Raw genomic sequence first — 11,441 nt, 5'->3', positions numbered from 1 at the left:
TCAGACCGTTTCCAGTGCCGATTTCCTCGGTCCCGCTCGCTTTCCAGGTTCTTCGCTTTCGCGTTTTCCCTTTCCGGCGGTTCCGACTCTATCAGGGCTTTTCCGTCTTCCTGACCGCTCGATCCAAGGCATACGGAAAGAGAGATTCAGGTTAGGATCTGCGTTCTAGAGGCGCTGCCGACGCAACGAACCGCAAGAGAGCGGGACGTGTTGGGGTCAGGCAGGAGAACGACACTACAGGGCACCGGGTTGTTGAGGCAAATCGTTTCCGGTGCATCCCAAGGTCGTCCAAGTGGCACCTCTCGTGCGGAACCGGGACTTCTTATGACATACCCTCTGAAGCAGGTATGCCGTCCAGGACAGGTAGTGACGGCGCCGCACAAACTCCGCCCCTGGGAGGCCCCATGACCAGCGTGACGTCCCCTCTTGAAGGTCGTGCCATCGGACTCGCCGCAGTCCCCGACCCCGTGTTCTCCGGAGCGATGGTCGGTCCCGGCACCGCGATCGACCCCGTGCGCGAACCCTCCGCGGCGGTGTCGCCCGTCGACGGTGTCGTCGTCTCCCTGCACCCGCACGCTTTCGTCGTCGTCGACGGTGAGGGCCACGGCGTGCTCACCCACCTCGGCATCGACACCGTGCAGCTGAACGGCGAGGGCTTCGAGCTCCTCGTCAACAAGGGTGACAGCGTGACGCGCGGCCAGGAGATCGTGCGCTGGAACCCCGCCGCGGTCGAGGCCGCCGGCAAGTCGCCCATCTGCCCGGTCGTGGCGCTCGAAGCCACCGCGGACGCGCTCTCGGACCTGGTCGAGAGCAACGACGTCAAGCTTGGCGACGCTCTCTTCAACTGGAAGTAGACGTCATCGCCGTCCTGACGGCAGGCAGTACATCCACCGCGGCGGTTGGTTCCGTCGCAACTAGCGGAGACGGTGAAATGGAGACAACGCTGCGAGGCGTCGGCGTGAGCCACGGTGTGGCGATCGGCGAGGTTCGGCACATGGGCACGGCGGTTCTCGAGCCGCCGGCCAAGCAGATTCCCGCGGAGGAGGCCGAGCGCGAGCAGGGGCGCGCCCGGCAGGCCGTGGAGGCTGTGGCCGCCGACCTGATGGCGCGTGGCAATCTGGCGGGCGGCGAGGCTCAGGCCGTTCTCGAGGCCCAGGCGCTGATGGCCCAGGACCCCGAGCTGATGGCCGACGTGGACCGTCGGATCGCCGTCGGCAGCACGGCCGAGCGTGGGGTGTACGACGCGTTCGCCGCGTACCGTGCGCTGCTCGCCGGTGCCGGGGAGTACCTGGCCGGCCGGGTGGCCGACCTCGACGACGTGCGGAATCGTATCGTCGCCCGTCTGTTGGGCGTGCCGATGCCGGGCGTGCCCGACAGCGACGAGCCGTACGTGCTCATCGCGCGGGACCTCGCGCCTGCGGACACCGCTCTGCTCGACCCGGCGCTGGTGCTCGGGTTCGTGACCGAGGAAGGCGGGCCGACCAGCCACAGCGCGATCCTCGCGCGGGCGCTGGGTGTGCCCGCTGTGGTGGCCCTGCCGGGCGCCGGTGAGCTGGCCGAGGGCACGGTCGTGGCCGTCGACGGCAGCACGGGCGAGATCTTCGTCGAGCCGAGCGCCGAGAAGCGGACCGAACTGGAGTCCGCTGCCGCGGCCCGCAAGGCGGCGCTCGCTGCCACCACGGGTCCGGGTGCGACGTCCGACGGTCACAAGGTGCCGCTGCTCGCCAACATCGGTGGCCCGGCGGACGTGCCGGCCGCCGTCGAGGCGGGCGCCGAGGGTGTCGGTCTGTTCCGGACCGAGTTCCTCTTCCTCGACGACAGCAAGCAGGCTCCTTCGGAGGAGTCGCAGGTCGAGGCGTACCGCAAGGTGCTGGAGGCCTTCCCCGAGGGCCGTGTGGTCGTGCGCGTGCTCGACGCCGGTGCGGACAAGCCGCTCGACTTCCTGACGCCCGCCGAGGAGCCGAACCCGGCGCTCGGTGTGCGTGGTCTGCGTTCGCTGCTGGAGCACCCCGAGGTGCTGCGGACGCAGCTGACCGCGCTGGCCAAGGCCGTCGAGGGTCTGCCCGTGTACCTGGAGGTCATGGCCCCGATGGTGGCGGACCGCACCGACGCGAAGGCGTTCGCGGACGCCTGCCGTGCGGCCGGTCTGGAGGCCAAGTTCGGCGCGATGGTGGAGATTCCGTCCGCAGCGCTGCGGGCCCGCTCCATCCTGCAGGAGGTCGAGTTCCTCTCGCTGGGGACCAACGACCTGGCGCAGTACACCTTCGCGGCCGACCGCCAGGTCGGTGCGGTGTCGCGTCTGCAGGACCCGTGGCAGCCCGCGCTGCTCGACCTGGTGGCGGCTTCGGCCGATGCCGCCAGGGCCGAGGGCAAGAGCTGCGGCGTCTGTGGCGAGGCCGCTGCCGACCCGCTGCTGGCCTGTGTGCTGACCGGTCTTGGTGTCACGTCCCTGTCCATGGGTGCGAAGGCCATTCCTTACGTCCGCGCGACGCTGGCCAAGTACACGCTGGCGCAGTGCGAGCGGGCGGCTGCCGCGGCGCGCGCCGTGGACACCGCCGACGAGGCCCGAGCGGCCGCGCAGGCGGTGCTGTCCGGGGAGTGACCCGACCAGCGCTGACGCTTTCCTGGGCCCGAGGGGCTGCCGGCACGGCCGGCAGCCCCTCGGGCTTTTCCCGGGGTCCTCTCAGTGGCCGCTCCCGGGCGGCTCGTCGAGAGGGTGCCCCGCGCAGTATTCGACGCCGTGTTCCGGTGCCACCGGTTCGCCGGTCTCGGCGTCCGTGCAGTACGCGCTGAACACCTCGCCCGCGGTCAGGGCGACCAGGTTCCCCCGGTCGAGGCGCCAGCCGTGCAACCGGTCGGGTTCGCCGGGGCGGGTGGTCCGCAGGACGATTCCGCCGGGGCTTTCGAGCGCGACTCCCACGGCGAGGACCGTTACGAATTCGGCGCCCTCGTCGTCGTCGAGTTCGGGGATACCGTCGTCGCCCACCTCTGCGTGGAGGACGGCGAGGAGTTGTTCCTCCTCTGCGGGAACGCTGCACACGAGGTGGTGGAGACCGGTGCCGGCTCCCTGCAGCAGGGTGACGAGGAGGTGCGAGGACCGCTCGAAGGCCTCACGTCCGACGTCCTGCCCGCACTCCGCGCAGTTGCCGAGGTCGGCGAGGAGCAGGGACGCACAGTCCCAGGTGGCCTGTCGGACCGCCGCGTCGACGAGCAGGGGCACGAGTCGGTCGAGCGGTTGGCCCGTGTACGGGAGGCAGACACCACGGGACGCCGTGTGCGCGGTGAAGCGGGCGCGGGTCTCCGGCCGGTCCGGGTCGAGTCCCCCCGTCGTACAGAACTCCGCGAACTCTCCCGGGTCGAAGAGCGTGACGCTGGTGTGCAGGCCCTGGGCTGCGAGCGTTCTGAGCAGCGCGTCGACCTGCTGAAGGTAGGCCCGGTGGTCGTCAAAGATGAAGGTGCGGTACCCCGTCATGGTGGCGAAGTCCTCGGCGTCGGCCAGCACGCCCACCGTGCTGGGCGCCTCGCGGCGCAGGACGCGGCGCATCGACTTGGTGGTGCGGGTGCGGTTCCGGTCGTTGCTGATGTGCTCCATTGCTCCCCCTGAGCGCGGTTGAATATTGCTCACTCACAGTAACCAGGGGGACTGACAACGCCCGCTCCTCGACAGGCGAGGAGCGGGCGTTGCGCGGTCAGCGGCGGGTGCGGGCCGGTCGGGTGCGGGCGTTTGCGGGTCAGCGGCGGGTGCGGGCCAGCTCCTCGTAGAAGTGCAGGAGGCCGATGTTGTCGACCGAACCCGGGTTGACCGCCTTCGCCAGAGGGGTGCCCTGGAGGAGACGTTTCACCGGTACCTCGATGCGCTTGCCGGTGAGGGTGTGCGGGACGGCGGGGATCTCGATGACCTCGTCGGGGACGTGCCGGGGGGAGAGTGAGGTGCGGATGGTGTTCTTGATGCGGGTACGTAGGTCCTCGTCGAGTACCGCGCCCTCGGTGAGGTGGACGAAGAGCGGCATCCAGTAGCCGCCGTCGGGCTCTTCGAGTCCGATGACCAGGGACTCGCGGATCTCGGGGAGCCGTTCCACCGCCTCGTAGATGTCGGCGGACCCCATCCGGACGCCCTGCCGGTTGAGAGTGGAGTCCGAACGCCCGTGGATGATCACGGAGTGGTGGTCGGTGAGCGTGATCCAGTCCCCGTGCCGCCAGACACCGGGGTAGGTGTCGAAGTAACTGTCGTGGTAGCGGCTGCCGTCGGGGTCGTTCCAGAAGCGGATCGGCATGGACGGCATCGGTTTGGTGACGACGAGTTCGCCGACCTCGGCGGTGAGCGGCTTGCCCTGCGGGTCCCAGGCCTGTAGGTCCGTACCGAGACAGGCGGCCTGGAGTTCCCCGATGTGTACGGGGAGGGTGGGGACCGCGCCGGCGAAGCAGCTGCAGACGTCGGTACCCCCGCTGACCGAGGCGATCCACAGGTCGTGGTCCTGGGCGGCGAATTCGTCGTGGAGCCAGCGGAAGCCGTCGGGCGGGAGCGGGGAGCCGGTCGTGGCGACGCACTTGATGCGGGACAGGTCGTGATCGGCGGCCGGGTGCACGTCTGCCTTGCGGCAGGCCATGACGTACGCGGCGGAGGTGCCGAAGAGGGTGGCGCCGGTGCGCTCCGCGATCTCCCACTGGGCGCCGGTCCCGGGGAAGCCGGGGCTGCCGTCGTACAGCACGATGGTGGTTCCGGTGAGCAGCCCGGAGATGAGGAAGTTCCACATCATCCAGCCGGTGGACGTGTACCAGAAGAAGCGGTCCTGCGGGCCGAGATCGCAGTGCAGGCCGATCTGCTTGAAGTGTTCCAGCAGGATGCCGCCCTGGGACTGGACGATGGCCTTGGGGAGTCCGGTGGTGCCGGATGAATAAAGAACCCAGAGCGGGTGGTCGAAGGGAACTTGCTCGAAGACCGGCTCGTTGTCACTCTCAGTAAGGGAAGACCATTCGAGAGTGCCGGCGGGGGCGGGTGTGTTGAGCAGGGGGATGTGGACGACCGCGCGGAGGGTCGGTAGTTCGCGGCGGAGTTCGGCGACGGTTTCCGTGCGGTCGTGGGACTTGCCGCCGTAGCGGTAGCCGTCGACGGCGAAGAGCACGACCGGCTCGACCTGCTGGAAGCGGTCGAGGACGCTGCGGGCGCCGAAGTCCGGGGCGCAGGAGGTCCATACGGCGCCGACGGCGGCGGTGGCGAGGAGGGCGGTGACGGCTTGCGGGATGTTGGGGAGGTAACCACTCACGCGGTCTCCCGGCTGGACGCCGAGGGCGCGGAGTTCGGCGGCCAGGGAGGCCACCTGACGGCGGAGTTCGGCCCAGGAGACGGGCTCGGGGTGCTGGGACTCGTCGACGTGCAGCAGGGCGGGTTCGTCGGCGCGTGCCGGGTCCTCGGCGGTGCGCAGGGCGTGCTCGGCGTAGTTGAGGGTGGCGCCGGGGAACCACTGGGCGCCGGGCATGGCGCGATCGCCGAGGACCTTCTCGTACGGGGTCGAGAAGCGGACGTCGAACCAGTCGGCGACGGCTTTCCAGAAGGTGTCGAGTTCGTTGACGGACCAACGGTGGAGAGCGTCGTAGCCGCCTTCCGCGGGGGCGCCGTAGCGCTCGGCGGCCCAGGCCTGGAACCGGGTGACCGCTGCCTCGGCGATGCGGTCGGGACCGGGTTGCCAGAGAGGGGTGGGCTGGGACGCGGCGTTCGTCGCGGGGGTTGAGGTCATGGGGCGGCTCCCGGGTCTTCGGCTCTGCTGCTCTGCGGCTCTGCGATGCGGGCTGGGAATGAGGGGTGGGGCGGGCGACGGGTGTGGCTGTCGGTGGCGGTGGGGCCGCGCGTTACGGGCTTGTCGGTGCGGGACGGGGTGGACGTGTCGGTGCGGGGCGGAGCTGGACCTGTCCGTACGAGGCTCTGCACGGAATGGGCTGGACCAGTCCCTGCGGACGGGACAAGACCAGTCCCTGCGGACGGGACAAGACCTGTCCGTGCGGACGGGACAAGACCTGTCCGTGCGGGACGGGACAAGACCTGTCCGTGCGGGACGGGCTGGACCTGTCCGTGCGGGACGGGCTGGACCTGTCCGTGCGGGACGGGGCTGGAGGGGACGATGCCATGTGATCGACTCCCGCACCAGGGCGGGCGGCGCGCGTGTGTACCGCGCGCGGCGCGCCTCGGTGGGGCGGCGAGGTGGCTGCTCTCCCTCCCCTCCCCCGCTGGGTCTGCGCTGCGGAGCGGCCGCCGGCTGTGCGTGCTGGGTCTGGGCGTGGGGTCGGACCCGCAAAGGAGAGACCGTGATTGAGGGGTGGGTGAACGGGAGTTGAACGGGCGGCGCCGGTGCGAGGACGGGTGGCAGGGTGAGGGGTATGGACGGTCATGACCTGGTGCGCTCGGTGAAGATGGTCGGTTCCGTGCGGGGGCTTAGGTCCGTGCGGGCCGCTTGGCGACGGAAGCGCGCGGATGCTTGGGGACTGCCACCTCGCACGGCCGAACGGGCGCGGGTGCCGGGAGCGGTGACGGGGGCCGAGCCGCTGCCCGGCGGCGGGGTCGTCAGGTTCGCGCGCTCCGAACTGCGGATCTTCGTCGCGGCGGGCGGTGCGGTGTTCTGGGGGTGGGACGGGACCGGGCCCGAGCCGTCGTACGCGCTGGCCGGGACGTGTCCCGCCGCGGACGTCCGGGTCGTTCTGGAGCCGGACAAGGACGGCGGGTGGCAGGTCGTGTCGGAGCGGGTCACGGTCGCGGTCTCCCGGCACGGTGCGATCGAGATCCGTACCCCGGGCGGGGTACTGCTGCGGCGGGAGCTGCCGCCGCGCTGGTGGGAACCGGTGCGGGGCGAGGCGGGGGCAGCCGGTGGCCGCGGTCCACACGGCGGGACAGGGCGCGGCCGGGGCCACGAAGGGGCGGGGGAACCGAGCCGCACCGCGGTACGAGGCGTGAGCGGTGGTGGCGCTGAGGCGCACGGGCAAGGGGCGGACCCGGCCGGACGGGACCCGGGTCGCGGTGTGGAGGGGGGTGCCCCGGGCCCAGCGGGGAGCGGCAGCGGTGACAGCGGGGGTGCTGGTCAGGTCGAGCGCGGTGGTGTGCGTGGGACAGGTGCGGCGGGCCGGTGGTTGCAACGGTCGGAGGTGGCGGCGGACGCACGGTTCTTCGGACTCGGTGGGCGGGCCGGCGGGCCCCGGCTGCGGGACGGGACGTACCGGTTGTGGAACACGGACCCCGGCGGGCAGTTCGAACCCGCGGACGATCCGCTGTACCTCACGATGCCGGTGCAGTTCGTCGTGGCCGATGCGGGTACGCACCTCGCGTTCTACGACAACACCTGGGACGGCCGGGTCGATCTGCGCGAGGGCGAGGAGGGTGGCGGTTCGGGCCACGACCGGCGGGGGTGCAGCGAAGTCCGCATGACAGGGGGCCCGTTGCGGTGCTGGGTCGTGGTCGGCTCGCCCGCGCGCGTGCTGCACGGGTGGACGGCACTGACCGGGCGGCCCGCGGTGCCGCCGTCCTGGGCGCTCGGCCCGCAGCACGCCCGGTGGGGGTTCGGGAGTGCCGAAGAAGTACGGCGGGTCGTCGCCGGCTATCAGGAGCGGCGGCTTCCGCTGTCCGCGCTGCACCTGGACATCGACCACTTCGACCGGCACCGGGTGTTCACGGTCGACCGGGAGGCGTTCCCCGACCTCCCCGGGCTGGCGAGGGAGCTGGGCGAGGGCGGCGTACGGCTGGTGTCGATCGTGAACCCCGCGGTACGGGCGGAGGCCGGGACCGCCGTGTACGACAGCGGGGTCGAGGCCGGGGCCTTCGTACGTGACGCGCGGGGGCGTGAGGTCCGGGGCGAGGTGTGGCCCGGGGAGTGCGCCTACCCCGACTTCACCGATCCGCAAGCACGCGAGTGGTGGGGCAGCTTGTACGCGGAGCGGCTGGCTCAGGGGTTCTCCGGCATGTGGCACGACATGAACGAACCGGTGTCCCTCTCCGCCTTCGGCGACCCCACGCTGCCGAGATCCGCCCGCCATGTGCTGGAGGGCCGGGGCGGCGATCACCGGGAGGCGCACAACGTGTACGGGCTGGCGATGGCCCGCGCCGGTTACGAGGGTCTGCGCCGACTGCGCCCCGAGGAGCGGCCGTTCCTGTTCTCCCGGTCCGGGTGGGTGGGGTTGCAGAGGTACGGGGGAACCTGGTCGGGGGACGTAACGACCGGGTGGCCCGGGTTGCGGGCATCCCTGTCCCTGGTGCTGGGGCTCGGACTGTGCGGCGTTCCGTACTCCGGTCCGGATGTGGGCGGATTCGGCGGGAGTCCCGGGGCCGAGCTGTATCTGCGCTGGTTCCAGTTGGGGGCGTACCTCCCGCTCTTCCGTACCCATGCGGCGATCGACGCGGGACGGCGGGAACCGTGGGAATTCGGACCGCGGGTGCTGGAGCACGCACGGGCCGCGCTGGCGGAACGGGAGCGGCTGCGCCCTTACTTCGTCACGCTGTCCCACCTTGCGCGGCTCACCGGCGCGCCCTACGTACGCCCCGTGTGGTGGGAGGCGCCCGACGACCGCGCGTTGCGGGGCTGTGAGGACGCGTTCCTGCTGGGGGACTCGCTGTTGGTGGCACCCGTGCTGGAGCCGGGGGCGGACCGCCGGGCGGTGCGGCTGCCGCGGGGACGCTGGTACGACACCGTCACCGGTGTGTCGTACGAGGGGCCGGGCCAGGTGCTGCTGGACGCACCGGGCGTCGACGGTTCCTGGCCGGGCAGGGCTGGAGCCGTCGGGGAGCGGACCGGCGCCTCCCGGATTCCCGTACTGGCGCGGGCCGGAGCGGTGATCCCGGTGTACGACGAGAGTGGCGGGCTGCAGTTGGAGGTGTGGGCTCCGGCCACCGGAAGGACAGGGAGCGGGCTGGTGGTGCGAGACCCGGGTGACGGTTGGGAGCAGCCGGGGGTCGAGCGGTACACGTCACGTGTACGGGAGGGCCGGGTCGTGGTCGAGCGGGAGGGAGGTCACGAGGTGGATCTCCCGGTGCGGGTGAGGGGCGGGGACGCGGACGGGGTGGCAGGCGGGGCGGAGCGGGAGTGAGCCGGTGCGGGTGGGCGCACGGACGCGGGGCGGTGGCGGGAGGGGGACGGATGCCGGGGCGTGAGCCTCGGGCGTGAAGGCTGGCGCCGGGGCGTGGGGCGCCTGCCCGTGCGGTGGTTGGTTCGGGGCGGGGGCGGAGCATGTCGCGCTCGCGGGGGGCGGGTGGTCAGGAGTACGTGCCGGAGAACCACGAATGGGCGGCAGCGGTGTGGAGGGGGAAGGCCAGGGGCGCCGGGGTGTGCAGCAGGTGCCAGCCTGCGGTCTCAGGTTTCGGCTCCGACGGAGGTAGTTCCGCGGCGTCCTGCGTGGGGAGCAGCCCGAAGATCAGCAGGTGGCCCGCCGGGGAGCTCATCGCGTCGGCGAGATGGACCTCCGCGGCCGGGATCTCGATTCCGGTCTCCTCCCGGAGTTCGCGGACGACCGCGTCCCGCCAGTCCTCACCGTGGTCGATGAACCCACCGGGCAGGGCCACGCCACCGAGGCACGGCTCGATGGTGCGGGTGATCACCACCAGGCCGGTCCGTTCGGCCGACCGTACGGGAAGCAGCGCGACCGCCACCGGCAACGGGTTCCGGTACGCCGTCTCGCCGCACGCGGCGCACGTGCGGGGCCAGTCCGTGGTTCCGGCGTACGACGCGCCGCAGTGGGCGCAGTGGGAATGGTTCACGGCGAAGACTCTAGGGCCCGGACCGGTCCGGCCCGCGGGTTCGGGTCGTACGAGCGGCGGGATTGCCACAGCGCGGGCGGGGGCATCCGCGGGGTCCGCAGGGTCCACGGAAGTAGCCGGCCCGGGTTGTTGGTAGGGGTGGCGGTCTCCGTGGGGCTCTTTCGCCGGTGGGCGGGGAGTGGTAGACGGGGCGCATGAGACCACGACTTGGTTCCCTGTGCGCCTTCGGTGCCGCCGCCCTCGCCTTCCTGACCGTTGCCGCCGGGCCCGTCTCCGCGGCCCCTTCGGCGCCCGAGGGCATGGAGACCGCTGCCGGGTCCCGGCCGGCGAGCACCGATCGTGCGCCCGCCGCGTTCGTATCGCTGCGGTCGGTCGATCCGACGATCCTCCAGGACATGCGGTACGCCACCGCCCACAACTTCATGGGTGAGGCCGTGGACGGTTACCGGCAGCCGCTCTGCCTCCTCACCCGCCCCGCCGCCCAGGCCCTCAAGAAGGCCCAGCGCACCTTGCTCCGCTCCGGCCACACCCTCAAGGTGTACGACTGCTACCGCCCGCAGCGCGCCGTCGACCACTTCGTGCGTTGGGCCAAGGACCTCGACGACACAGCGATGAAGGACGAGTTCTACCCCAGGGTCGACAAGTCCCGGCTTTTCGCCGACGGGTACATCGCGGAGAAGTCCGGGCACAGCAGAGGCAGCACCGTCGACCTGACGATCGTCCGGCTGCCGGCCAAACCCACAAGACCGTATGTGCCGGGCGAGCAGCTGAAGCCCTGCTTCGCACCTCAAGGTGAGCGTTTTCGCGACAACTCCGTGGACATGGGCACGGGTTACGACTGCTTCGACACTCTTTCGCACACCGATGATCCGCGTGTCCAGGGCGTGCAGCGGGCCAACAGGGAACTACTGAAAAGCACCCTCGCCGCGCAGGGATTCACCAACCTGCCCGAGGAGTGGTGGCACTTCACGCACAAGCCCGAACTCTTCCCCGACACCTATTTCGACTTCCCGGTCTCGCGGCGGTCCCTCGGCGGCCACTGACACCGTCGAACGGGCTGCCAGGCCCACCCCCGTCGGCCCCGGCAGCCCGTTCTCTCCTACCGGACGCCGGATTCCCATGTCCGGTTCTCCGTTTCGCGATTTACGGCGAACGAATACGGTGCCCCCCATGACACAGACGCCCACGACCCGGACAACCGGGGCGCAGCCGGCCGGGGCCCATGCCACCGGAGCGCCCGCAGCCGCGGCAGCGGACGAGGGACGCACCTTTGCCTCGTACGAGGAGTTCTGGCCGTTCTACGTCGCCATGCACTCCCGCGCCGCCACCCGCTGGATCCATCTGACCGGCACTCTGACCGGCCTCGCCGTCACCGTGTACGGCTTGGCGCGCGGGCGCAGGCGGTACGCCGCCGCGCTGCCGCTCATCGGGTACGGCACGGCCTGGCCCGCCCACTTCCTGATCGAGAAGAACAACCCGGCCACCTTCGGCAACCCCGCCTGGTCGTTGCGCGGCGACGCGCAGATGATCCGGATGATGCTGGCCGGGCGCGACCGGGAACTGGCCGAGACCGCGGCGAAGTGGCTCGCCGAGAACCGCTGAGCGCAGTTCGCCGCCGTTCCCGGACGGGGCGCGAAGGACCAGTTAGGACGCAAGTACCGGTGCTGTTCAGCTTCTTGACGCTCACTCACCATCGGTGAACACTTCCCGT

8 protein-coding genes are annotated in these 11,441 nt (G+C 71.1%); 5 read left to right on the top strand and 3 right to left on the bottom strand.

Annotated features, from left to right (window positions below; all coding sequences use genetic code 11):
* Positions 1-404 precede the first annotated feature (404 nt).
* A complete protein-coding gene (locus ACIQM4_RS27595; protein ID WP_401596838.1) occupies positions 405-854 on the top strand; it encodes a PTS glucose transporter subunit IIA in 450 nt (149 codons plus the stop codon).
* A 77-nt stretch (positions 855-931) separates the two neighbouring features.
* Entirely contained in the window at positions 932-2,602 is a 1,671-nt protein-coding gene (gene ptsP / locus ACIQM4_RS27590) for a phosphoenolpyruvate--protein phosphotransferase (RefSeq protein ID WP_401596835.1), read from the top strand.
* Between the two features lie 81 nt (positions 2,603-2,683).
* Here ptsP and ACIQM4_RS27585 read toward each other — a convergent pair whose 3' ends face one another.
* The gene (locus ACIQM4_RS27585; RefSeq protein ID WP_401596832.1) at positions 2,684-3,592 is read right to left on the bottom strand and encodes a hypothetical protein; all 909 of its coding nucleotides are present in this window, start codon (positions 3,590-3,592) and stop codon (positions 2,684-2,686) included.
* Between the two features lie 139 nt (positions 3,593-3,731).
* The gene (locus tag ACIQM4_RS27580; protein WP_401596829.1) at positions 3,732-5,735 is read right to left on the bottom strand and encodes an acetoacetate--CoA ligase; all 2,004 of its coding nucleotides are present in this window, start codon (positions 5,733-5,735) and stop codon (positions 3,732-3,734) included.
* 637 nt (positions 5,736-6,372) lie between these two features.
* Here ACIQM4_RS27580 and ACIQM4_RS27575 point away from each other — a divergent pair.
* A complete protein-coding gene (locus ACIQM4_RS27575; protein WP_401596826.1) occupies positions 6,373-9,063 on the top strand; it encodes a glycoside hydrolase family 31 protein in 2,691 nt (896 codons plus the stop codon).
* A 166-nt stretch (positions 9,064-9,229) separates the two neighbouring features.
* Here ACIQM4_RS27575 and ACIQM4_RS27570 read toward each other — a convergent pair whose 3' ends face one another.
* Positions 9,230-9,730, bottom strand: a complete 501-nt coding sequence (locus ACIQM4_RS27570; RefSeq protein WP_401596822.1) for an NUDIX domain-containing protein — start codon at positions 9,728-9,730, stop codon at positions 9,230-9,232.
* A gap of 194 nt (positions 9,731-9,924) precedes the next feature.
* Here ACIQM4_RS27570 and ACIQM4_RS27565 point away from each other — a divergent pair, with 194 nt between their 5' ends.
* Both ACIQM4_RS27565 and ACIQM4_RS27560 read left to right on the top strand, forming a co-directional pair.
* Positions 9,925-10,773: a M15 family metallopeptidase gene (locus ACIQM4_RS27565; RefSeq protein WP_401596819.1), complete on the top strand. Its 849-nt coding sequence runs from the start codon at positions 9,925-9,927 to the stop codon at positions 10,771-10,773.
* Positions 10,774-10,900: 127 nt separating this feature from the next.
* The gene (locus ACIQM4_RS27560; protein ID WP_401596817.1) at positions 10,901-11,332 is read left to right on the top strand and encodes an Mpo1-like protein; all 432 of its coding nucleotides are present in this window, start codon (positions 10,901-10,903) and stop codon (positions 11,330-11,332) included.
* The last annotated feature ends 109 nt before the right edge of the window (positions 11,333-11,441 follow it).

The organism is Streptomyces sp. NPDC091272, from assembly GCF_044757485.1.
Taxonomy (GTDB): domain Bacteria; phylum Actinomycetota; class Actinomycetes; order Streptomycetales; family Streptomycetaceae; genus Streptomyces.
This window is presented reverse-complemented; position numbering and strand designations above follow the sequence as displayed.

Coding starts and splice junctions, on each gene's coding strand:
- ACIQM4_RS27595 (WP_401596838.1), top strand. CDS start 405: ATGACCAGCGTGACGTCCCCTCTTGAAGGTCGTGCCATCGGACTCGCC.
- ptsP (WP_401596835.1), top strand. CDS start 932: ATGGAGACAACGCTGCGAGGCGTCGGCGTGAGCCACGGTGTGGCGATC.
- ACIQM4_RS27575 (WP_401596826.1), top strand. CDS start 6,373: ATGGACGGTCATGACCTGGTGCGCTCGGTGAAGATGGTCGGTTCCGTG.
- ACIQM4_RS27585 (WP_401596832.1), bottom strand. CDS start 3,592: ATGGAGCACATCAGCAACGACCGGAACCGCACCCGCACCACCAAGTCG.
- ACIQM4_RS27565 (WP_401596819.1), top strand. CDS start 9,925: ATGAGACCACGACTTGGTTCCCTGTGCGCCTTCGGTGCCGCCGCCCTC.
- ACIQM4_RS27580 (WP_401596829.1), bottom strand. CDS start 5,735: ATGACCTCAACCCCCGCGACGAACGCCGCGTCCCAGCCCACCCCTCTC.
- ACIQM4_RS27560 (WP_401596817.1), top strand. CDS start 10,901: ATGACACAGACGCCCACGACCCGGACAACCGGGGCGCAGCCGGCCGGG.